The organism is Nakamurella endophytica, from assembly GCF_014646215.1.
Lineage (GTDB): Bacteria > Actinomycetota > Actinomycetes > Mycobacteriales > Nakamurellaceae > Nakamurella > Nakamurella endophytica.
Map to the genome: position 1 here is coordinate 102835 of NZ_BMNA01000008.1, position 21602 is coordinate 124436.

Consider the following 21602-nt stretch of genomic DNA (forward strand, 5'->3'; position numbering starts at 1 on the left):
GGCGGAGCGCGACACCCACGGCGACGTCCCCGGGCGGGTCCGTCGCCACAGCGCTGGACCCCAGCCGACCCTGCCGCCGTCGCCGGGCGCGCCGATCCTGCCGGGACCGCGGATCCTGCCTACACCGCCGGTCGTGCCGATCCTGCCTGCGCCGACCGTGCCTCGACCGGCGCCTGCGCCGACCGTGCTTCGACCAGGGGCTGCGCCGACCGTGCCTCGACCGGCGGCTGCGCCGACCAGGGGAACGTGATCCACAGGTCGGTGGACCGCCACGAGTAGTCGGGCCGGACCACCGTCCGCGACTTCGTGTACAGCACCGCGGACCGGGCCAACGCGCCGTGCCCCCGCAGCAGGTCCATCACCAGGGCGAGGGTGCGGCCGGAGTCGGCGACGTCGTCGACGACCAGGAGACGCTTGCCGCGCACCGCGTCGGTGTCCAGCAACGGTTCCAGCACCACCGGGTCGGGCAGCGTCTCCTCGACGTCGGTGTAGAACTCGACGTTCAACGTGCCGGCGGCCTTGGTGCCCAGTGCGTAGGCCAGGCCACCGGCGGGGATCAGCCCGCCACGCGCGATGGCGATGACGATCTCCGGCTGCCAGCCGCTGTCGGCGACCTGCTGCGCCAGCTCGCGCACCGCAATCCCGAACTCGGCGTAGCTGAGTACCTCACGGGGCGAGTCGGCCATCGGGGCAACGTACCCGGGACGCGGCGTCACCCGTCGGCGGGCGCCCGTGCCGCCCCGGAGGTGCCGCCGCGTGACGGTTCCGCGCCCAATCACGCGCCCGGTCCGGCGCCCGGTCACCGGTCACACGTCCGTCATCCGCGGGACTCCGGATCGACCCACCCGCGGACTACCCTCCCCGCGTGACCCGTTCCGTGGCGACCGGCCGGCCCGACCCGATGGCGCCGTTCCAGGCCGCCTTCCTGGACCGCGCGCTCGTCCTGGCTGCGGAGGGCGCGGCGGCCGGCAAGGGTGGCCCGTTCGGCGCCGTCGTCGTCCGGGACGGCGCGGTCGTCGCCGAGGGCTGCAACCAGGTGCTCGCGGACAACGATCCCACGGCCCACGCCGAGGTCACCGCCATCCGCCGTGCCTGCGCGGCGCTGTCCACCTTCCAGCTGGACGGGTGCCAGATCTACTCGTCGTGCGAGCCGTGCCCGATGTGCCTCGGCGCCGTGTACTGGGCGCGACCGCAGGTCCTCTACTTCGCCGCCGACCGCGAGGACGCCGCATTCGGCGACTTCGACGACGCGTTCATCTACCGGGAGCTGGCCACCGCGGCGGCCGAGCGCACCATTCCTTTCGTCCAGGTGCCGCACGGATCCGCGCGAGACCTGTTCGTGCAGTGGAAGGCCAAGACGGACCGCACGCCGTACTGATCGCCCGGGGCGGCCGGGGACCGGATCGGGGTGCCGGGCGGCCCGGCCCTGGGAAACACCCGACCCGAAAACAGCGCCCGGACCGACGCAACGGCGAAGGAGGTGACCGTGCAGGACCGCACCCCGCCGTCGGTGGACCTCGACGCGAACCGGCGCGACGACCTGGAGGCGACGGAGCCCGTGGCGGTGGGCGAGCGCGAGGACCTCGAGACCGACGGCCAGCCGGTCGATCTCGCCATCCATGCATCCCGGGTGCAGCTGGACGGGGCCGAGCGGCCCGCGACCGTCCTGGTGCGGGACGGCCGCATCGTGGCCGTCCACACCGGGCCCTGGTCCGGCCCGGCCCGGCAGGTCGCCACCCTGGCCGCCGACGAGGTGCTGGTCCCCGGTCTCGTCGACACCCACGTCCACGTCAACGAGCCCGGCCGGACGGAATGGGAGGGGTTCGACACGGCCACCGCGGCCGCGGCCGCCGCCGGGATCACCACGCTGATCGACATGCCGCTCAACTCCCTGCCGCCCACGCTGGACGCGGCCGCGCTCGAGCGCAAGCGGGACGCGGCCCGCGACCGCTGCCGGGTCGACGTCGGGTTCTGGGGCGGCGCCGTCCCCGGCAACACCGACGACCTGCCGGACCTGTTCGCCGCCGGGGTCTTCGGCGTCAAGTGCTTCCTGCAGGACTCCGGGGTGCCCGAGTTCCCGCCGGTCTCGCCGGCGGACCTGCGGCGCACCGCCCGGATCGTCGCCGCGCTCGACGGACTGCTGCTGGTGCACGCCGAGGACCCCGCCGTGCTGGGATCGGCGCCCGCGCCGCGCGGACGCAGCTACCCGGCCTTCGTCGACTCCCGGCCCGCCGGTGCCGAGGCCGCCGCCGTCGCAGAGGTCGTCCGGGCCAGCCGGGAGACCGGCTGCCGGGTCCACGTGGTGCACCTGTCCAGCGCGGCCGGTGCCCGGGTGGTGCGGTCCGCCAAGGCCGACGGAGTCCGCATCACGGCCGAGACCTGTCCGCACTACTTGGTTCTGGCGGCCGAGGACATCCCGGACGGTGCGCCGCAGTACAAGTGCTGCCCGCCCGTCCGCGGACGTGCGGACCAGGAGGCGCTCTGGGACGCCCTGCTCGACGGGACCGTCGACATCGTGGTCAGCGACCACTCACCGTCGACGCCGGAGCTGAAACAGCTCGACGCCGGCGACCTCGGGCTCGCCTGGGGCGGGATCGCCGGCCTGCAGTTCGGTGCCGCGGCCGTCCGCACCGCAGCCCAGGACCGCGGCATCGACCTGGCGACCGTGCTCCGCTGGACCGCCCGTGGTCCCGCCGATCTCGCCGGGCTCCGGCACAAGGGCCGGATCGAGGTCGGGACGGACGCCGACCTGGTGGCGCTGGCCGACCGCGAGCGGTGGACCGTCACCACCGGCGACATCCGGCACCGGCACCCGGTGACCCCGTACCTGGGACGGACGCTCTCCGGTGTGGTGCGCCGCTGCTGGCTCCGCGGGACGGAGCTCACCCGCGACCGGCCGGCCGGGCGCCTGCTGCGCGCCGGTGACCGGTGAGCGTCGTTGCGCACGACCGGATGTCGCCGGATGCGAGCGACGTGGGGCGGGTGCGACCGCACCGGAGTGTCCCCGTCTCCCGAACCGCCCGGTCCGCGCGGCCGCGCGGATCCTGCGGTCGGGTGGCGGCGGTCGGCTGCGGGGCGGGGCCACCCGGGTGCCGCGCGCGGCCCGGTGTCGCGGTCACCGTGATGCCCCGCCCGCGGCGGCGTCCCGGTTATCGGCGGACCTCCCGCCCGCCGGACCGCGGGGCCCGGCGCGCCGTCCGGACCGGGCGACGTGCGAAAGGCCGGTGGAACGGGAGAGGGTGGCAGGCATGACGCGTACCGACCTGGACCTGGCCTCCCGCGCACTCGGCGGATCCGTGCGGCTGGTCAGCGACGAGTTCTTCGCACCGGGGGAGGCCCTGCTCGACCCGGTGCCACCCGTGCACGACCGGACGACGTTCGGGCCGCACGGCAAGATCTACGACGGGTGGGAGACGCGCCGGCGCCGGTCACCCGGCCACGACTGGGCCGTCGTCGCGCTCGGTGTGCCCGGCGTCGTCCACCAGGTCGTCGTCGACACCTCCTGGTTCACGGGCAATTTTGCGCCAGAGATCTCCGTCGACGCCACCTGGGTCGACGGCAACCCGTCCGCGGACGAACTCGCCGCCGCGTCGTGGCGGCCGGTCGTGCCGCGCTCGCCGGCCCGTGGCGACTCGGTGAACAGCTACCCGGTCGGGGACCGCGAGCTGTGCAGCCACGTGCGGCTCAACATCTTCCCCGACGGCGGGGTGTCCCGGCTACGGGTGCTCGGGACGGCGGTGGCCGATCCCCGGCTGCTCGGCGGGCGCGTCGACCTGGCGGCGCTGCACCACGGCGGCGACATCGCTGACTGCAGCAACATGTTCTACTCGGACGCGCGCCACGTCCTCCACCCCGGCGTCGCCCGGGTGATGAGCGACGGGTGGGAGACCTCGCGCCGGCGCACCCCGGGCAACGACCACCTGGTCGTGACGATCGCCGGGCCGGCACGGCTGCAGTGGATGGATCTGGATACCGGCTACTTCCTGGGCAACGCCCCCGGCACCGTCCGGGTGACGGCGCAAACCGCGGACGGCGACCCGTGGCAGGAGATCCTGCCGCTGTCCCGCGTCTCGCCGGATGCGCACAACCGGTTCCCGTTCGCCGACCCCGTCCCGGCGTCGGCGGTGCGGGTCGACGTGTACCCGGACGGCGGCTTCTCCCGCCTGCACCTGTGGGGGGAGCTCGACCGCGACCACCTCGCCGCAGCGGTGCGAGACTGGCTGCGGCTGCTGCCCGCTGCGGCCCGGGCCGGCGTGCTGCAGGCGATCCCGGGCGGACCGGGTGACGGGCCGGTGCACGAGCTGTCCGCGGATCAGCTGCTGCGGCTGGTGTGGTGACCGCAGCCCGGCGGCCACGGACGGGTCGCGGTCAGCCGAGCACCGGCGGCGGCGTCGGCAGTGCCGCCAGCGCCCGGCGTTCCGCTGCATCGCCGTCGACCCGCCCGGTGCCGAGCAGCACCGCCCGCGCGTCCGGCCACGACGCGGGCAGGGCGGCTCCGCACAGTTCCTCCACCGTCCGCCGAGCCAGTGCCAGGGCGTCCGGGGCGGGCGGGTCGACCGCCGGACCACGGCCGACGTCCAGGTGGTGCACCGCCACCTCGACCGCCCAGGTGGCCAGGAGGTCGCCGGTGCCCAGCCGGTGGCCCTGAAACGCGACGGTGCCGGGGGTGGCACGGCCCGCCGCCCGGAGGACACCGCGGGACGTGGCGGCAAGGTGCGCGACCGCGCCGGACGGGCGGCGGTAGGCCGCGGCGACCCGGCGGACGAACGCCGCGGCGTCCAACCCGTCGGCCTGCGGATCCGTGGCCGGCGGCGACGAACGCCAGTACCCGACCGCGTCCGTGTCGGCCGGTTCCTCGACCAGGTCGAACAAACCCAGGACCGCTTCCTGCAGGCCGAGGTGCACGTGCACGACGACGTCCACTACGGACCACCCGCGGCAGTGGCTCGGCGCCCAATAGGCCTGCTCCGGCCATCCGTTCACCGCCGTCAGCAGGGCGTCCACCGCCGATCCGAACGCTGCGAGCCCGGCTTCGTGGTCGACGTGCACGGGCACGAGGGTGTCACCGCCGCACCGGCTCCGTCCACAGCGGTACCCGGGGTCGTGGCGGTCGGGTGTGCAGGCCGCCGGGACCGGGCCGTCCTGCCGCTGCTCTCAGGCGGCGAGCAGCTCGTCGACCTGACCCAGGGCCTCGGCCATGCCCTCGGCGACGCCCATCTGTAGCAGCCGCTCCATGTCCTCGCGGGTGTCGAACCGCGACCGGATCTCCATCCGGGTCCGACCACCGTCCTCGGACAGCGACACCAGGCACGTCGGCGCCGGCTGGCTGGTGTCCGGCCGGCCGTCGGCGTCGGCGAACCCGTCGACGAACTCGAGCGCACGCGGGGCGTCGACCGCAAGGACCTGCCAGTAGCCGTGGTACTTCGCGCCGTCCGGACCGGTCATGAAGTAGGTGACCGTCCCGCCGGGCACCAGCTCGTGCCGGTCGACGGTCGCCGGGTAGCTCGGCGGCCCCCACCACCGCTCCAGCCGGCGCGGATCCGACCACAGCTCCCACACCCGGTGCACCGGGGCGTCGAAGTGCGCCACCAGGGTCAGAGCCAGGGCGCCGTAGTCCTTGTCGGTGCTCGTCACGGTCATCGTCGCTGCCCTCCATCGGTGTTCGGTGTCCGGTGTCCCGGTTCGGCCAGCAGGTCGGACATCCGGTCCGCCCGCGCCCGCCAGGTGCGCTCCAGGTCGTCCAGTGCCTGCCGGAGCTGTCGCAGGCCGTCGTGCTCGGTGTGCACCAGCTGCTCCCGCCCGCGTCGCTGCCGACGCACCAGACCCGCCCGGGCCAGCACGTCGACGTGCTTGTGCACGGCGGCGAAGCTCATCGGGTACGCCGCCGCCAGTCGCGTCACGGACAGCCCGTCGCCGGTGCAGCGCTGCAGGATGTCGCGGCGCGTGGCGTCTGCCATGGCGTGGAACAGGCGGTCGACCTCCTGCTCGGTCCCTTCATCTACAACCATTTGGTTACACGTTAGCGGTCGGGGGCGGCGGTGTCCAGGGCCGTACGCAGCGCCAGACGCTCCGCACGACGGACACCCGCCGGAAACGTCGTGCCGCTACGGTGCGGCTCTGGGCCCGGGGAGGGGGACGTCATGGACCGAGTCGTGCAGCCAGGACCGTCGAGCGCGGGCCGGGGCGACGGTGTCCAGGGCAACGGCGCGGCTGCCGTCGGCGCCGGCGCTGGTGCCGACACCGGTGTCGGGACCACGGAGGCCGGCACCGGCGGGACCGCGGACGCCGTCGCGGCACCGGTCGCGGTCGGCTGGTTCGACACGGCTCCGGCCGCTCCGGTCACCGAGCTGCTCACCGCCTGTCTGGACGTCCCGTCCTGGGTGACAGCCGTCGTCGCCGGTCGGCCCTACGGCTCCCGCGCCGCGCTGCTGGAAGCGGCAGCAGCGGCCGCGGAGCGTATCGACGGGGCCGAGGTGGCCGCCGCACTGGCCCGCCACCCGCGCATAGGCGAGAGTCCGGCGAGCGCCGGCCGCACCGGACTGGAGGCGGCCTGGTCGGCGCAGGAACAGGCCACGGCGCAGGAGCACGACGGCCGGCACGGGGACCACGGCGCCTCGGCCGACGACGGTGCGGACCAGCTCCGGCAGGGCAACCGGGACTACGAGAACCGTTTCGGTCACATCTTCCTCATCTGCGCCACCGGGCTCACCCGGCCGCAGGTCCTCGAGGCGCTGCACCGGAGGCTCACCCACGACGACGCCACGGAGCAGCTCGTCGTGGCGCAGGAGTTGCGCCGCATCGCCGCGGTGCGGCTGGCCAAGGCGGTCGCCGAGGAGGACGGAGACGGAGACCGGGGCTCCCCGGATGCCGTCACCCGGGACCGGCGCGCGGGGACGGGACACGGCCGGTGACCGCGGACGAACGGACCGGCAACCGGCTGTCGACCCACGTCCTGGACACGGTGGCCGGACGCCCGGCGGACGGCATCGCCGTCCGGCTCGACCGGTGCGAGGGCGACGGGTCCGTGGCGGCCGGCTCCGGGACGACGGACGCCGACGGCCGCATCCCGCAGCTCGGCACGGACCTGGTCCCCGGCATCTACCGGCTGACCTTCGACACCGGACCGTACCTGCGGCGGGTGCACGGGTCGGACTTCTACCCGCGGGTCACCGTGGAGTTCCGGCTGGATGCCGCGCGCGCGCACCACCACGTCCCGCTGTTGTTGGGCACGTACCACTTCTCGACCTACCTGGGGAGCTGAGCGATGGGGATCGTGCTGGGGGACAACCGCTACGGCAAGGCCGAGGTGCGGATGGTGCACGTCGACCGGTCGACGCCGCGGCACGTCCTGACGGACGTGACCGTCACCAGCCAGCTCCTCGGCCACTTCGACGAGACGTTCCTGACCGGGTCGAACGCCTCGGTGATCGCCACCGACACGCAGAAGAACACGGTGTACGCGCTGGCCAGGACGGGCGGGATCGGTGCCGTCGAGGAGTTCGGCCTGCGCCTGGCGCGGTGGTTCGTCGACGGGTTCGACCAGGTGACCGGCGCGAGGATGGAGATCCGGCAACACTTCTGGGACCGCATCCCGACCGCGCAGGGGCCGCACGACCACTCGTTCGTGCGCAGCGGGGGCGAGGTCCGCACCGTCCTGGTGCGCAAGGACGGCGACCGCGAGGTCGTCCTGTCGGGGCTGGCCGGTCTGGTGGTGCTCAAGAGCACCGGCAGCGAGTTCTGGGGCTTCCCGGACGCGCCGTACACGTCACTGGTCGAGACCCGGGACCGCATCATGGCGACCGAGGTGACGGCCCGCTGGCGGTACACCGACCCGGGACACGACCCGGCCACCTTCGACCGGCTGCACGCCGACGTGCGGGCCACCCTGCTGGAGCGGTTCGCCACGCTCCACTCGCTCTCCCTGCAGCAGACGCTGTTCGCGATGGGCACCGCGGTGCTGGAACGCCGCCCGGAGATCGCCGAGATCCGGATGTCGATGCCGAACAGACACCACTTCCTCGTCGACCTGTCGCCGTGGGGGCTGGACAACCCCAACGAGGTGTTCCACGCCGCCGACCGCCCGTACGGGCTGATCGAGGCCGCCGTGGTGCGGGACGACGTCGAGCCGGTCCCGTGGGCGTGGGACGGCGTGTCCGGCTTCGTCTAGGCAGGTCGGACAGCCGCGCCCGCCGGTGGTTCAGCAGCCGAGCAGGGACCGGTCGGACCGGGCGAAGCCGGCCAACCGCAGGTTGTGGGCCTCGACGTCCTCGCCACCGGCCAGGAACCAGGGACCGAGGTCGTGGCCGCCGAGGTCGCGGACCGTGCCGGCCGGCACGGACACGGTGGCGCGGGCGGGTACCGGCGCCGGCCCGCCGAGGCGCCCGCAGCCCCGGGCGCGGCCCCTGGAGATCCGGCCGGCGGTGTCGTCGAGCACGATGCGGCGCGGGTTGGCGGTGCGGACGACGGACGACGTGGTCATGTCGGTGCCTCTCTCTGCGTGGGCCGGGCCGGTGTGCCGCGGATGGCTCCACCCTGGTGGCCCCGGAGCCGCCCCCGGGTCGGCCTCCCGGCGGACCCGGCGGCGGATCCCGGTCTCCACCGGTCGGGGGACACCCGGGCCATCCGGTCGCAGCCACGGCGACACATGGCGGACACACCCGCCGGGCAGGATGGGTCACCACCACCGCCGGGAGGACCCTGTGAACCTCAGTCCCGCCGACACCGAGAAGCTGTTGCTGGCCGTCGCCGGCATGGTCGCCCGGGACCGGCTGTCCCGCGGTGTGCGCCTGAACTACCCGGAGACCGTGGCCCTGCTCAGCACCTGGGTCATCGAGCGCGCCCGCGAGGGCGGCAGCGTCCCGGAGCTGATGGAGGCCGGTCGCGAGGTGCTCTCCCGTGAGCAGGTCATGGACGGGGTCGCCGAGATGCTCACCGACGTCCAGGTCGAGGCGACGTTCCCGGACGGGCGCAAGCTCGTCACCATCCACCAGCCCATCGCCTGACACCCCGACGAAAGGCCCACAACCCCATGGCTTCCGGCACCTCCGGCGGACCCGGCGCGATCCGGGTGGCCGACGGCACGATCCTGCTAAACGCCGACCGCGGCCCGGACGAGCGGATCGAGCTCGACATCGTCAACACCGGGGACCGTCCCGTGCAGATCGGGTCGCACCTGCACCTGCCGGACGCGAACGGCGCTCTGCAGTTCGACCGGGCCGCCGCGCACGGCTTCCGGCTCGACATCCCGTCCGGGACGTCGCGCCGTTTCGAGCCGGGCGCCTCGAGGCGGGTGGCCGCGGTGGCGTTGCGCGGGGCCCGCCGGGTCCCGGGGCTGCAGCTCAAGGACGGCGGGGACCTGTAGCCGTGGTGGAGATCTCGCGCGCCGAGTACGCGGCGCTGTACGGTCCGACGGTCGGTGACCAGGTGCGGCTGGGGGACACCGACCTGTGGATCGAGGTCGAGCAGGACCTGACCGCCGGCGGCGAGGAGGCGGTCTTCGGCGGCGGCAAGTCGATCCGCGAGTCGATGGCCCAGGGCAGCACCACGCGCGCCGAGGGCGCTCCCGACACGGTCATCACCAACGCGGTGGTGCTGGACCACTGGGGTGTCGTCCGCGCCGACGTCGGCATCCGCGACGGGCGCATCGTCGGTCTCGGCAGAGCCGGGAACCCGGACATCGCCGACGGTGTCCATCCCGCGCTGCGCATCGGGCCGTCGACGGACGTCATCTCGGGCGAGGGCCGGATCCTCACCGCCGGCGGCTTCGACTCCCACGTGCACCTGCTCTCGCCGTCACAGGTGGTCGAGGCGCTCGCGACCGGCCTGACGACGCTGGGTGGCGGCGGCACCGGGCCGAGCGAGGGCTCGAAGGCGACCACGGTGACGCCGGGGGCGTGGCACCTGCGGCAGATCCACCGGGCGCTGGACCCGTTCCCGGTCAACGTCCTGCTGCTGGGCAAGGGCAACACCGTGTCCGCGGAGGGACTGGCCGAGCAGGCGCTGGCCGGTGCCGGCGGCTACAAGCTGCACGAGGACTGGGGTTCCACGCCGGCGGCGATCGACTCGGCACTGCGCGCCTGCGAGCGGTGGGGGCTGCAGGCGGCGCTGCACTCGGACTCGTTGAACGAGGCCGGGTACGTCCGGTCGACCATCGACGCGATCGCCGGCCGTTCGATCTCGGCGTTCCACGTGGAGGGCGCCGGCGGGGGGCACTCGCCGGACATCCTGACCCTCGCCGGGCTGCCCAACGTGCTGCCCGGGTCGACCAACCCGACGCTGCCGCACACGGTGAACACCGTGGCGGAGCACCTGGACATGCTGATGGTCTGCCACCACCTGAACCCGGCCGTGCCCGAGGACCTGGCGTTCGCCGAGTCGCGGATCCGCGCCACGACCATCGCGGCCGAGGACGTGCTGCACGACCTGGGCGCGATCGCCATCACCTCGTCGGACGCCCAGGCGATGGGACGGATCGGCGAGGTCGTCACCCGGACCTGGCAGGTGGCGCACGTGATGAAGGCCCGCAGCGGCAAGCTGCCCGGCGACGACCTGCCAGCCGACAACTTCCGCGCTCGGCGCTACATCGCCAAGTACACGATCAACCCGGCGATCTCGCACGGTGTCGACCACGAGATCGGGTCGGTGGAGGTGGGCAAGCTGGCCGACCTGGTGCTGTGGGACCCGCGGTTCTTCGCGGTGCGGCCGTCCGTCGTGCTCAAGGGCGGCGCCATCGTCTGGGGCGCCCTGGGCGATCCGAACGCCTCGATCCCGACGCCGCAACCGGTGCTGATGCGGCCGGCGCTGGCCGACACCGTGGGGGCGGATCTGTCGCTGTCGTTCGTGGCTCCGGCCGCGCTGGACGACGGCCTGGGCGAGCGGCTCGGACTGCGCCGGCAGCTGGTCGCCGTACGACCCACCCGCGACGTCGGCAAGGCGCAGATGGTGAACAACGACGCGTTGCCGCACATCGAGATCCGCCCGGACACGTTCGAGATCCGGGTGGACGGCGAGCTCATCGATCCGGCCCCCGCCGATGTGCTGCCGCTGGCGCAGCTGTACTCGCTGTTCTGACGGAGGTGACCGGACCGACCGTGGCGACCGGCGCACCGGCGGCGGCGGTGGTACAGCTGCTGCTGGCGGACTCGCGGCTGCCCGTCGGCGCGCACACCCAGTCGGCGGGGCTGGAGGGGGCACTGGCCGCCGGCATGCCGGTGCACGACGTCCCCCGGTACATCGATGCCCGGCTGCGCACCGTGACGCTGGTGGAGGCGTCGGCCGCGGTGCTCGCGCTCACCGCGCTGGCACCGGCGGACGGCACCCCCGCCGCCGGGTGGCCGGTCGATCCGGACCCGGCGCGGCGGCTCGCTGCCGTCGACGCGGCGTGGCACGCCCGGTCCGTCTCTCCCGCCTTGCGGGAGAACTCGCGGCTGCTGGGCCGCGGCCTGCTCCGCCTCGCCGCTCGGCTCTGGCCGGACGCCTCCGCGGTGCGGGCCGTGCGGGCGCTGGGCCGGCCGAGCCGGGCCGTCGTGCTCGGCGCCGTCGGCTCCGCCGCCGGTCTGGCACCGGCGGATCTGGCCACCGTCCTCGGGTACGACGACGCGCAGACCGTGGCCGCGGCGGCGCTGAAGCTAGTCCCGATGGACCCGGTCGAGGCGACCAGCTGGGTGCTGCACGCGGCACCGGCGATCGCCGGGATGGCGGCCCGGGCGGCGGCGGTCCGGACGCCCGAGGACCTGCCCGCGGCGGCCGCGCCGCTGGTGGAGGCGTGGGCGGAGGCGCACGCCGAGGCCTCCGCCCGGCTGTTCCGCAGCTGAGGAGGACGGCGCGCGGGTCCGCGCCGCTGCGCACGCCGGCTCAGATCGGCCAGGGCAGGCGGCCGGGTCCGCCGCGGGTCGAGCGGCGGTGCCAGCACGAGCCGTGCCAGTGCCGCCGCTCGGTGACGTCGCCGTCGGCCGGCCACACCACGACGTGCGGGACGCCCGCCCGCACCTCCTGCTGGCAGCCGGGGCAACGGTAGGTCTTGACCGCGGCCGCACCGCTGACGGCGCGGACCAGGAAGGACCCCTCCCGGGTGTCCTGTCGTTCCTCGCGGCCGCCGAAGGGCGCCGCCTCCCGCGCCGCCGGCCGATCCCGGCGGACGGCACCGGCCGGTCGTCGGGGCATGTCCCCAGGGTAGGTCGCCGCTGCCCGCCTTCCCTGCCGCGGCCCCGCCCATACTGGCGCGGTGACCGACGCCCGCCACCACGTCCACGCCACGTCGTTCGGCGCCGCCGCGCAGGAGTACGAACGCGGCCGCCCCGGGTATCCGGAGCAGGCGGTCCGCTGGGTGCTGCCCGAGGCGCCGCGGCGGGTGCTCGATCTCGGCGCGGGCACCGGCAAGCTGACCCGGACCCTCGTCGACGTGTCGGCGGCGGGCCCGGCCTTCGACGTCGTGGCGGTGGACCCCTTGCCGGGGATGCGGGAGGGCTTCGCCGCGGCGCTGCCGGACGTCCGGATCCTGGCGGGCAGCGGCGAGGCGATCCCGCTGCCCGACGACTCGGTCGACGCCGTGCTCGCCGGGCAGGCCTGGCACTGGGTGGACCCGGAGCGTGCCGTGCCGGAGGTGGCCCGGATCCTGCGACCCGGTGGCCGCCTCGGGCTGTTGTGGAACGTCCGCGACGAGACGTCCGACTGGGTCGCGGCGCTCGGCGGGATCCTGCAGGACGTCGGTGGCCACGTGACCGACGACGGCGGCGACCCGCCCGTCGGCCCGCCCTTCGGCAGCCCGGAGCTGCTCGAGGTGCCGTGGGTGCAACGGCTGGACCGGGCGGGTGTGCTGGACCTGGTGCGCTCGCGCAGCTACTTCATCGTCGCGCGGGAGGCCGAGCAGCGCCGGGTGCTCGCCGAGGTCGAGCGGCTGCTGGACAGCCATCCCGACCTGGCCGGCCGGGACACCGTGGACCTGCCGTACGTCACCCAGTCCTGGCGGTACCCACTGAGCTGAGTTTCAGTGCTGACCCGCAGTGCTGACCCGCAGTGCTGGCGGCTGAGCTGACCCGCCGTGCCGACCCAGCCGAGCGGGGTCGCACCCCGCCCGGCGCGGGCGCTCAGTTCTGCGGCTGCGCGTCCGCCGGCGAGAAGTCGGCGCTGGTATCGCTGAGCTGGCCGGCCGTGGTGCCGGCCTCGTCCCGCGCGTCCGGCCACACCCAGTCGCGCACCTCCGGGATGTCGTCGCCGTGGTCGCGCGTCCAGGCCCGGGCCCGGGCCCGGGCGTCGACCATCTCCTGGCGCAGCAGCGCCGCCCGACCCTGCAGCGACGGCACCCGGTCGATCACGTCCATGACCAGGTGGTACCGGTCCATGTCGTTCAGCATCACCATGTCGAACGGCGTGGTGGTGGTGCCCTCCTCGATGTAACCCCGGACGTGCAGGTTGGCGTGGTTGGTGCGGCGGTAGGTCAGCCGGTGGATCAGCCACGGGTACCCGTGGTAGGCGAAGATCACCGGCTTGTCCGTCGTGAAGATCCCGTCGAAATCCCGCGCGGACAGCCCGTGCGGATGTTGAGTGGCGTCCTGCAGCCGCATCAGGTCCACGACGTTGACGAACCGCACCTTCAGCTCCGGCAGCCGTTCGCGCAGGATCGACACCGCGGCGAGCATCTCCAGCGTCGGGACGTCACCGGCGCACGCCAGGACGACGTCCGGATCCTCCGGTTCGGTCGACGCCCAGTCCCAGATACCCAGTCCGCGGGCGCAGTGGAGGCCGGCCGTGTCGGGGTCCAGCCAGTCGAAGCACGGCTGCTTGCCGACCACCATCACGTTCACGTAGTCGACGGAGGCCAGGCAGTGCTGCGCGGTGGACAGCAGGGTGTTGGTGTCCGGGGGCAGGTACACCCGGACGACCTCGGCCTTCTTGTTCACCACATGGTCGATGAAACCCGGGTCCTGGTGCGAGAAACCGTTGTGGTCCTGCCGCCACACGTGCGAGGTGAGCAGGTAGTTCAGCGAAGCGATGGGTGCCCGCCAGCCGATGCCGCGGGTCACCTTGAGCCACTTGGCGTGCTGGTTGAACATGGAGTCGACGAGGTGGATGAACGCCTCGTAGCAGGAGAACAGGCCGTGTCGTCCGGTGAGCAGGTAGCCCTCGAGCAGACCCTCAAGCGTGTGCTCGGAGAGCAGCTCCACCACCCGGCCCTGCGGAGCCAGGTTGACGTCGACGGGCCAGATCTCGCCGTGCCAGACCTTGTCGGTGACCTCGTACACGGCACCCAGCCGGTTCGACTCGGTCTCGTCCGGGCCCATGATGCGGAAGTTCGCCGGGTTCGCGGTCACGACGTCGGTCAGGTAGCTGCCGAGGACCCGCGTCGGTTCGTGCGCCGCGGCGCCCGGGACGGACACCGGAACGCCGAACTCGCGGAAGTCGCGCAGCTTCAGCGGTGTGCGCAGCAGACCGCCATTGGCGTGCGGGTTCATGCCGATGCGCCGGAAGCCGGGCGGCGCCTGGGCCAGGATCCGCGGTACCGGCCTGCCGGCCTCGTCGAACAGTTCCTCGGGCCGGTAGGACCGCATCCACTCGACCAGCATCCGGCGGTGGTCGTCGTTGTCGCGGGTGCCGGTCAGCGGCACCTGGTGGGAACGCCAGGTGCCCTCGTACTGCAGGCCGTCGATCTCCTTCGGGCCGGTCCAGCCCTTCGGAGTGACCAGGAGGATCATCGGCCAGAGTTCGCGGGGCCGTCCGGGTTCGGCGCGGGCCGCCGCCTGGATCTGGCGGATGCGGGCCACCGCGGCGTCCATGGCGTCCGCCATGACACGGTGCAGCACCTGCGGGTCGCTGCCCTCGACGACGAGCACGTCGTGCCCGTAGCCGTGCAGCAGGTCCAGCAGCTCCTCGCGCGAGATGCGGGCCGGGATGGTGGGGTTGGCGATCTTGTAGCCGTTCAGGTGCAGGACGGGTAGCACCGCGCCGTCGGTGGCCGGGTCGATCAGCTTGTTGGCGTGCCAGGACGCGGCCAGCGGCCCGGTCTCCGACTCGCCGTCGCCGACGACGGCGGTGACCACCAGGTCCGGGTTGTCGTACGCGGCACCGTAGGCGTGCGAGAGCACGTAGCCCAGCTCGCCGCCCTCGTGGATCGACCCGGGCGTCTCCGGCGCCACGTGGCTCGGGATGCCGCCCGGGAACGAGAACTGGCGGAACAGCGTGCGCATCCCGTCCTCGTCCAGCCCGATGTGCGGGTAGATCTCGCTGTAGCTGCCGTCCAGGTACGAGCCGGCGACGGCGGCCGGCCCGCCGTGGCCCGGCCCGTGGAGCAGGATCGCGTCCAGGTCGTGCTGCCGGATGACACGGTTGAGGTGGGCGTGGACGAACGTCAGACCCGGCGTCGTCCCCCAGTGGCCCAGCAGCCGCGGCTTGACGTCGTCGGGCACCAGCTCGCGCCGCAGCAGCGGGTTGTCCATCAGGTAGATCTGCCCGACGGCCAGGTAGTTGGCGGCGCGCCACCAGGCGTGCAGGTCCGCCTGCTCCTCGTCCGTGAGCGGGTGCGGCCCCGGGGCGGCGTCGGGGTCCGCCGGATCGAGCAGGTCGGTCTCCATCGAGCGGGTCACGGGTCCTCCGATGTTGGGGTCGTCACCGTCGAGGTTCCCGCACCCCGGTGAACGACGCGAGTCCGCGGGGTGTCCGGCAGGGGAGGGACCCCCGCCGGACGCTCCGGCGACGAGTCACCCCCCGGTCGGCCCGACCGCTCAGCGCGCCAGCGTCGCCGGTCCCGACAGCCCGGCCAGCTTGTCGGGGTTGCGGACGTAGAAGATCCGCACGATCCGGCCGTCCTCGACGTCCACCGCCGATGCGCTGTCCAGCACCTCGCCCAGGTAGGCGAGCAGCCCGGCGGAGGCGTTGACCGTCGCAGGAACGAACGTCCACGACGCCGCCACGCCCTTGCCGGCCAGGCCCAGCAGGAACCGGGCGACGTCGTCCCGGCCGGACACCGGACGCCGCGCGGCACTGACCCGGCCGCCGCCGTCGGCCAGCAGGACGACGTCCGGCGCGAGCACGTCCATCAGGCCCTGCACGTCACCGGACACCGCCGCGGTCCAGAAGCGTTCCAGCACGGCCGCGTTGGCCCGGGCGTCGGTGTCGAACCGCGGGCGCCGGCTCTGCACGGCCGAGCGCGCCCGGTGTGCCAGTTGCCGGACCGCCGCCTCGGAGCGACCCATGGCCCCGGCGATCTCGGCGTGCGGGAAGGCGAACACCTCGCGCAGCAGGAACACCGCGCGCTCGTCCGGCGAGAGGGTCTGCAGCACCAGCAGCATGGCGATCGACACCGACTCCGCCAGTACGGCGTCGTCGGCCACGTCGGGGACGGTGAGCAACGGCTCGGGCAGCCAGGGCCCGACGTAGTCCTCCCGGCGCCGCTGCCGCGTCCGGACCAGATTCAAGGCCTGCCGGGTCGCGATCCTGGCCAGGTACGGCCGGGGGGCGTCCACCGTCGCCGGGTCGACGGACCGCCACCGCAGGTAGCAGTCGGACACCACGTCCTCGGCGTCGGCGGCCGACCCGGTGATCTCGTAGGCGATGGTGAACAGCAGCGACCGGTGCTCGGCCCACAGCGCCGCACCCGGGTCCGGCGCCCCGCCCCGGTCCGCCGCGGAGCGCACGGGCGCCGGCGGGTCGACGGTCACGGGCGGGCCCCGGGGACGCGGCACGACTCCGAGAACCCCTGCGACGCCAGGCCGAGGCCCGCGTTGAACCGCGACCGCTCGTTCTCCACCGCCACCATCATCGCCAGTTCGACCAGGGCCGCATCGCCGAGCGCGGCCCGCAGCGACGCGGCGAGCTCGTCGGTCACCTCGGCCGGGGTCGCGGTCAGCGCCTCGGCGAACTCGAGCACCTGCCGTTCCACCGGGGAGAACAGGTCGGAGTCCCGCCAGGCCGGCACCGCGCCGATCTTCGCCAGGTCCAGCCCGTGGCCGTGCGCGACGAACCACCCGAAGTCCACGCACCAGCTGCAGCCCACCCGGACGGCGGTCGCCATCTCGGCCAGCGCCCGCAGCTGCGGGTCCAGCCGGTTCCACCTGGCGACCCGCCGCTCGAACAGCCCGATGGCGACCAGGGCCGGTCGGTGGTGCGCGAGGGCGAGCGCGTTGTCCGGCATCTGCCCGTACTGCCGGACGGCCCACCAGCGCAGCACCCGGCCGAACAGGCCCGCCGGCTCATCCAGCGGCACCCGCGCCCGCGACCGGCGCTCGGCCGCGTCGACCGGTGCAGCCAGGGCCGGGACGGACACAGCCGGGTCGGACACAGCCGGGTCGGACACGGCCGGGTCGGACACGGCCGGGTCGGACCGGCGGTCGGCGAGCGCGCGGGGACCGGCGGCCAGCCGATCGGTGGACGCCGCCGCGGCGGTGGCGGGGCTGCGGCGGTCGGTGTGCAGGGTCATGGCGGACTCCCCGGGTGTGGTGCGCCGGCGCTCGGCCGGATCACCCACGGGACACCGCCCGCGGTCGATCCGTGACGACCGCCGGCCGACGAGCCGGGACCGGCCGTCGGCGCACCTCGACAGGGGCCGGCGTGGTGGCGGCCCGGACCGGGCCGGCCGTACGCGCCTGACCGGTATCAGCGCCGGACCGCTCCCGCTCCCGTCCCGCGACCGGCCGGCGCCGACGGTGTCGCCGGGGGTCCGTCCGGAAGGGGATCGACATGCACCTGCGCTCGCGGTTGTCGGGAGTGGCCGTGCTGGTGCTCGCGATGGCGGTGGCGGTGGCCGCCGGGCGGCCGGCCGCCACCCGGGTCAGGCCGCGACCGCGACCCGCGGCTTGATCAGGAACGCCAGCAGGTACAGCACCGCCACCACGATGAGCAGGTTGCGGTACCCGGTGAGCAGGGCGCCGTACTCCAGGCAGCCGCCGACGATCGCGCCCAGCAGGTTGACGCCGAAGGCTGCCTGGGAGTCGCCCTCGGACGCGAACCGTTTGGCGAAGGCGATGTTCGCCAGGTAGATCGGCAGGAAGGCGAGCACGACGGCGATCAGCAGGCGCGGCACGAAGGGCAGCGGCAGCAGCCACTCCGGCCGGACGATGTAGGCCAGCAGCAGCGCGCCGGCGACGAGGCCGAACACCACCGGCAGCGGCGGCGTCCGGAACCGCCGGGTCGTCTCGACCGCGGCCAGCACGATCACGAGCACGCCGGCGAAGACCAGGGCGTTGACCAGCCAGGTGGTGCCGAACAGCAGGGCGAAGCTGGCCACGTTCTTGGTCTCCAGCAGCAGGAACGCCGCGCCCATGAAGAACAGGTCGGCGTAGGGCCGCATCGACCGGAACGGGCCGCCGAGCACCCGCACGGCGATCACCGAGATCAGCAGGATCCCGCCCAGCACCCACAGGTACATGGCCGGGATCATGCCGCCCTCGAAGTAGAGGAACGGCCGGTCGTCGGTGGCCGGGGCGATGACGGCGCCGGTGGGGGCGTAGGCGTCGGAGCAGCGCTGGTCGGCCTCGGTGAGCCCGACGGTGACGACCGCCTGCCCGTAGCCGACCTTGTCCACGCACGGCACGTGGCCGAACGCGGCCTGCGCGGTGCCGGCCAACCGGTCGATCAGCCAGTCCTCGCGGTAGTAGTTGTACATCGCGAACACGCCACCCGGGTTGAGGTGGTCGTGCGCGGACTTCAGCGCCTCCTCGGTGAACAGGAAGCTCTCCAACCGGATCTGCGAGGCGCCGTTGACCAGCGCGAGCGAGTCCGGCAGGGCGAACAGGATGAGGTCGTACCGGGTGTCGGTCCCGGACAGGAAGGCCCGGCCGTCGTTGACGTGCTGGTCCACACGGGGGTCCTGGTACGGGTGGTTCGGGTTGCGCTGCTGCCCGATCTGCATGATCCGCGGGTCGATGTCCACCGCGTCGACGTGCTTGGCACCCTTGGACAGCGCGATGGCCACGTCGGACCCCGACCCGGCCCCGACGATCAGGACGTTGTCCAGGCTGTCCTTGACCAAGTGCTGGTACGGCAACCCGTACTGCGGCTCGGTCTTCAGCCGCGTGGCCGCGTCCCAGATCTCCTGGTGCGGGATACCGTTGACCGAGATCCGGACGACGGGCGTGTTGTTGTAGTAGACGGTGTCCGTCTTGACCTTGTAGTACGGCGACCAGCTGATGCCCGGGGTCAGCGTCTCGACCAGCAGCACGGCGACCATGCCGGCGCCGGCCAGCACGGCGACGTACCGGGGCCAGCGGCCGATCAGCGCGACGAAGGCCAGCGCGACGATCACGCCCCAGACCACCGACGGCGCCCGGAAGAACGAGAGCAGGGTGAAGGCCGTGATCCCGACGAGCGAGCCCACCAGGTCCCACCGGTAGGCCGTCAGCGGCGGCAGCACCGCGAAGCAGCGGCCGACGACCTCGGCCGGTCCGGCGAGCACGACCGCCACCAGCACGAAGATCAGCGGCAGCACCAGCCAGGCCGGCGGCCCGGAGGTGCCCAGCGAGGTGAAGTAGATGATCCGGTCCCCGGTGCGGTCGATGGTGACCGGGTACCAGAACACCCCGAGGACCAGCAGGGTGAGCAGCACGGGGGCCACCGGCAGCACCGACCACCGGCGCCGGGAGATCAGGAAGCCCAGCCCGATGCCGAGGAACGACCCGAGCAGCACGAAGTTCGAGAAGTAGCTCAGGTGCACGACGTTCGACCCGAGCCAGCGGATCAGTGCCAGCTCGGCGAACAGCATCAGGGCGCTGCCCAGGACCAGCCGGGCGACCGTTGTCCGATCGGCCCGTTGCGGCGTCGCGGCGGGCGGTTCCAACGTGCTCGTCGCGCTCGTGCGGCTGCGGGCCATCGAGGTCCTCCCGGCTGCGGTCGGCACGGCGCCGACGTGACGCGCAACACGGTAACCGGCACAGGTCCGCGCCGCCCTCCCGCCGCTCGGGGTCGCCACGGGTGGGCCCCCGCCCGGTCGACGGGACCCGGCGCGTCGGACCCCGCCGCCCGGCGTCAGACCCCGACCGACTCCGTCCCGCCCAGCGCCAGCCAGCTGGTCCCCTCGGGGGCGAAGGTGCCCAGCTGGCCGTAGTAGATGGGCAGCGCGGGCGGGTTGACGACCCCGTCGTGGATCGGGAAGGCCACCGTGGGGTGGACCGTCCGCAGGTAGTCGATGGCCTCCTTGAGGGCCATCCACGGCGCGGCGGCCGGCACCGCGAGGATCTCCACCGGCACGTCGGGGACCATCAGGGCGTCGCCGGGATGCAGCAGCCGCTCGCCGATCAGGTAGGACGCGTTGGGCACGATCGGGATCTCCCGGTAGATGACCGCGTGGTCGATGCCGTGGACGGTCACCGGGGTGCCGACGTCGAAGCTGTCCCCGGCGGCCACGGCCGTGGCCTCGATGCCGTTCTCCGCCAGCTGCGCCGCCGCGCCGCGGTCGGCGTAGACCCGGACGCCGGGGTTCGCCTCCAGCACGGCCGGCAGCCGGTCGAGATCCAGGTGGTCGGCGTGCTGGTGGGTGATCAGGATGCCGGTGAGCCCGGTGAGGTCCTCGAAACCGCTGGAGAAGACCCCGGGGTCGACGAGGAGGTCGGCGTCCCGGTCGACGACGTGCAGGCAGGAGTGGCCGAGTCGGGTGATCTGCATGCCCTGCAGGCTACGGCGGCGCCGGACGGCGGACCGGGCCGGCCGCACCGGGGTCGGCGGGTGGCCAGCCGCTCAGGACCACGGCACGGGCCGGTGGCCGAGACCCTGCAGGCTGCCGCCGAGCAGCCGGCCGGTGGTGCCGCCGGCGGTCAGCGCGCAGACCGCGGTCCCGGTGGCCCCGACCGGCACCGGCGAGCCGGCCGGCACGGCGAGCCGCTCGCCGCTGGGCGTGCTGGTCGAGGACCACCCGACGACGTCCGCCACCTCGCGGAGGCGGCCGCCGGCGGTGGGGTCCGGCATGCCGGTGAACCGGCGGAGGAGGGCGTCGCACTGCCGGGCCAGGTCCGTGGCCGACGGTCCCGGGGCCAGCACGGGACGGGTCGCGACGACCTCGCTGCGGTGCGGCGTCCCGCAGGGGACCGCCAGGTCCTGGCGGGGATCGGGGACGTCGGAGCAGGCCGCGAACACCGCCGCCCGGTCGCGGTCCGGAAGCGCCCGCCGGACCGGTCCGCCGTATTGGGGGGTGGCGGCGGCGCCGGGCGGGTCGGCGGCGACCAGGCAGGCGACCCAGCGCTGCCCGGCCCGGCGCTGCCGCGTGTCCGGTCCGGAGCGCAGGACCTGCGCACGGACGGCCGGCTCCCAGTCGGGGTCGAGCACCGGGTCGCCCGGCGCCCCCCGCAGGTACCAGTCCGGCGCCGGGCGCGGGCAGACATCGGGCACGTCGGTGTCCGGGCCGGCCAGGTCCTCGACCACGGCGTACACCTCGCCGTACCGGGCGCCCGCGCACGCCGCGAGCGGCGCCGGCGCGGTCACCGGATCGCGGCCGGTGGGCACGGCGGCGAGCAGGCAGTCACCGGCCCGGGGCACGTGTGCCGGCGGCGCCGCGGTCGGGATGCCGGCCACCGGCGACGGGGTCCCGGCGGCCACGACGACGACGAGGACGGCGGCCAGCACCAGCAGCAGGACGCCGTCCTGGATCCGGCCGCGCACCATCCCGTCCACGGTAGGCCTGC

23 protein-coding genes are annotated in these 21602 nt (G+C 74.1%); 11 read left to right on the plus strand and 12 right to left on the minus strand.

Annotated features, from left to right (window positions below; translation table 11 throughout):
* Window positions 1-119 precede the first annotated feature (119 nt).
* The gene (locus tag IEY37_RS16590; RefSeq protein ID WP_188943529.1) at window positions 120-686 is read right to left on the minus strand and encodes a phosphoribosyltransferase; all 567 of its coding nucleotides are present in this window, start codon (window positions 684-686) and stop codon (window positions 120-122) included.
* Between the two features lie 179 nt (window positions 687-865).
* Here IEY37_RS16590 and IEY37_RS16595 point away from each other — a divergent pair, with 179 nt between their 5' ends.
* From IEY37_RS16595 to alc, 3 genes are all read left to right on the plus strand, one after another.
* The gene (locus IEY37_RS16595; protein WP_308426396.1) at window positions 866-1378 is read left to right on the plus strand and encodes a nucleoside deaminase; all 513 of its coding nucleotides are present in this window, start codon (window positions 866-868) and stop codon (window positions 1376-1378) included.
* A 108-nt stretch (window positions 1379-1486) separates the two neighbouring features.
* Window positions 1487-2932: an allantoinase AllB gene (allB, locus tag IEY37_RS16600; RefSeq protein ID WP_229674528.1), complete on the plus strand. Its 1446-nt coding sequence runs from the start codon at window positions 1487-1489 to the stop codon at window positions 2930-2932.
* Window positions 2933-3248: 316 nt separating this feature from the next.
* Window positions 3249-4337 (plus strand): allantoicase, encoded by a 1089-nt coding sequence (gene alc / locus IEY37_RS16605; protein WP_188943531.1) that lies wholly within the window; start codon window positions 3249-3251, stop codon window positions 4335-4337.
* Window positions 4338-4368: 31 nt separating this feature from the next.
* On the opposite strand, the gene IEY37_RS16610 is transcribed toward alc, so the two are convergent.
* The 3 genes from IEY37_RS16610 to IEY37_RS16620 all read right to left on the minus strand — a co-directional run bounded on the left by IEY37_RS16610 (window position 4369) and on the right by IEY37_RS16620 (window position 6008).
* On the minus strand, window positions 4369-5049 hold the full coding sequence (locus tag IEY37_RS16610) for a maleylpyruvate isomerase N-terminal domain-containing protein (protein WP_188943533.1): 681 nt from the start codon (window positions 5047-5049) through the stop codon (window positions 4369-4371).
* A 105-nt stretch (window positions 5050-5154) separates the two neighbouring features.
* The gene (locus IEY37_RS16615; protein WP_188943535.1) at window positions 5155-5640 is read right to left on the minus strand and encodes an SRPBCC family protein; all 486 of its coding nucleotides are present in this window, start codon (window positions 5638-5640) and stop codon (window positions 5155-5157) included.
* On the minus strand, window positions 5637-6008 hold the full coding sequence (locus IEY37_RS16620) for an ArsR/SmtB family transcription factor (protein ID WP_188943536.1): 372 nt from the start codon (window positions 6006-6008) through the stop codon (window positions 5637-5639). Before IEY37_RS16620 ends, IEY37_RS16615 begins: the two co-directional genes overlap by 4 nt.
* A gap of 132 nt (window positions 6009-6140) precedes the next feature.
* Between IEY37_RS16620 and uraD the strand changes: the two genes are divergently transcribed.
* The 3 genes from uraD to pucL are packed head-to-tail and all read left to right on the plus strand — an operon-like array spanning window position 6141 to window position 8167.
* Complete coding sequence (uraD, locus tag IEY37_RS16625) at window positions 6141-6911, plus strand: 2-oxo-4-hydroxy-4-carboxy-5-ureidoimidazoline decarboxylase (protein WP_188943538.1); 771 nt, start codon at window positions 6141-6143, stop codon at window positions 6909-6911.
* Window positions 6908-7261, plus strand: coding sequence for a hydroxyisourate hydrolase (uraH, locus tag IEY37_RS16630; protein WP_229674529.1), 354 nt, complete (start codon window positions 6908-6910; stop codon window positions 7259-7261). The genes uraD and uraH overlap by 4 nt, the downstream gene beginning before the upstream one ends.
* Before the next feature lie 3 nt (window positions 7262-7264).
* Window positions 7265-8167: a factor-independent urate hydroxylase gene (gene pucL / locus IEY37_RS16635; protein WP_188943540.1), complete on the plus strand. Its 903-nt coding sequence runs from the start codon at window positions 7265-7267 to the stop codon at window positions 8165-8167.
* Between the two features lie 30 nt (window positions 8168-8197).
* Here pucL and IEY37_RS16640 read toward each other — a convergent pair whose 3' ends face one another.
* Window positions 8198-8479: a hypothetical protein gene (locus IEY37_RS16640; protein WP_188943542.1), complete on the minus strand. Its 282-nt coding sequence runs from the start codon at window positions 8477-8479 to the stop codon at window positions 8198-8200.
* A 220-nt stretch (window positions 8480-8699) separates the two neighbouring features.
* On the opposite strand from IEY37_RS16640, the gene IEY37_RS16645 reads away from it, so the two are divergent.
* Genes IEY37_RS16645 through IEY37_RS16660 form a run of 4 tightly spaced genes read left to right on the plus strand, consistent with a single transcriptional unit; the run spans window position 8700 to window position 11813 of the window.
* The gene (locus tag IEY37_RS16645) at window positions 8700-9002 is read left to right on the plus strand and encodes an urease subunit gamma (protein ID WP_188943544.1); all 303 of its coding nucleotides are present in this window, start codon (window positions 8700-8702) and stop codon (window positions 9000-9002) included.
* Window positions 9003-9028: 26 nt separating this feature from the next.
* Window positions 9029-9361: an urease subunit beta gene (gene ureB, locus IEY37_RS16650; RefSeq protein ID WP_188943546.1), complete on the plus strand. Its 333-nt coding sequence runs from the start codon at window positions 9029-9031 to the stop codon at window positions 9359-9361.
* A gap of 2 nt (window positions 9362-9363) precedes the next feature.
* Window positions 9364-11070, plus strand: coding sequence for an urease subunit alpha (locus tag IEY37_RS16655; RefSeq protein WP_188943548.1), 1707 nt, complete (start codon window positions 9364-9366; stop codon window positions 11068-11070).
* A gap of 5 nt (window positions 11071-11075) precedes the next feature.
* Entirely contained in the window at window positions 11076-11813 is a 738-nt protein-coding gene (locus IEY37_RS16660) for an urease accessory protein UreF (protein WP_229674530.1), read from the plus strand.
* A 40-nt stretch (window positions 11814-11853) separates the two neighbouring features.
* Here IEY37_RS16660 and IEY37_RS16665 read toward each other — a convergent pair whose 3' ends face one another.
* A complete protein-coding gene (locus tag IEY37_RS16665) occupies window positions 11854-12162 on the minus strand; it encodes an Rv1322 family protein (protein WP_188943550.1) in 309 nt (102 codons plus the stop codon).
* A gap of 61 nt (window positions 12163-12223) precedes the next feature.
* Here IEY37_RS16665 and IEY37_RS16670 point away from each other — a divergent pair, with 61 nt between their 5' ends.
* Window positions 12224-12982 (plus strand): class I SAM-dependent methyltransferase, encoded by a 759-nt coding sequence (locus IEY37_RS16670; protein ID WP_188943552.1) that lies wholly within the window; start codon window positions 12224-12226, stop codon window positions 12980-12982.
* 103 nt (window positions 12983-13085) lie between these two features.
* Here the strand turns inward: IEY37_RS16670 and IEY37_RS16675 are convergent, their stop codons facing one another.
* The 6 genes from IEY37_RS16675 to IEY37_RS16700 all read right to left on the minus strand — a co-directional run bounded on the left by IEY37_RS16675 (window position 13086) and on the right by IEY37_RS16700 (window position 21582).
* Window positions 13086-15566 carry a phosphoketolase family protein gene (locus IEY37_RS16675; RefSeq protein WP_188943606.1) on the minus strand — a complete coding sequence of 827 codons (2481 nt, stop codon included), beginning with the start codon at window positions 15564-15566 and terminating at the stop codon, window positions 13086-13088.
* Window positions 15567-15716: 150 nt separating this feature from the next.
* The gene (locus tag IEY37_RS16680) at window positions 15717-16652 is read right to left on the minus strand and encodes an RNA polymerase sigma-70 factor (protein WP_229674532.1); all 936 of its coding nucleotides are present in this window, start codon (window positions 16650-16652) and stop codon (window positions 15717-15719) included.
* Window positions 16649-17410 (minus strand): carboxymuconolactone decarboxylase family protein, encoded by a 762-nt coding sequence (locus IEY37_RS22280; RefSeq protein ID WP_229674533.1) that lies wholly within the window; start codon window positions 17408-17410, stop codon window positions 16649-16651. Before IEY37_RS22280 ends, IEY37_RS16680 begins: the two co-directional genes overlap by 4 nt.
* Before the next feature lie 351 nt (window positions 17411-17761).
* The gene (locus IEY37_RS16690) at window positions 17762-19798 is read right to left on the minus strand and encodes a spermine/spermidine synthase domain-containing protein (RefSeq protein WP_188943554.1); all 2037 of its coding nucleotides are present in this window, start codon (window positions 19796-19798) and stop codon (window positions 17762-17764) included.
* A gap of 155 nt (window positions 19799-19953) precedes the next feature.
* Window positions 19954-20589: an MBL fold metallo-hydrolase gene (locus IEY37_RS16695; RefSeq protein WP_188943556.1), complete on the minus strand. Its 636-nt coding sequence runs from the start codon at window positions 20587-20589 to the stop codon at window positions 19954-19956.
* 72 nt (window positions 20590-20661) lie between these two features.
* The gene (locus IEY37_RS16700) at window positions 20662-21582 is read right to left on the minus strand and encodes a septum formation family protein (protein WP_188943558.1); all 921 of its coding nucleotides are present in this window, start codon (window positions 21580-21582) and stop codon (window positions 20662-20664) included.
* Between the last annotated feature and the right edge of the window lie 20 nt (window positions 21583-21602).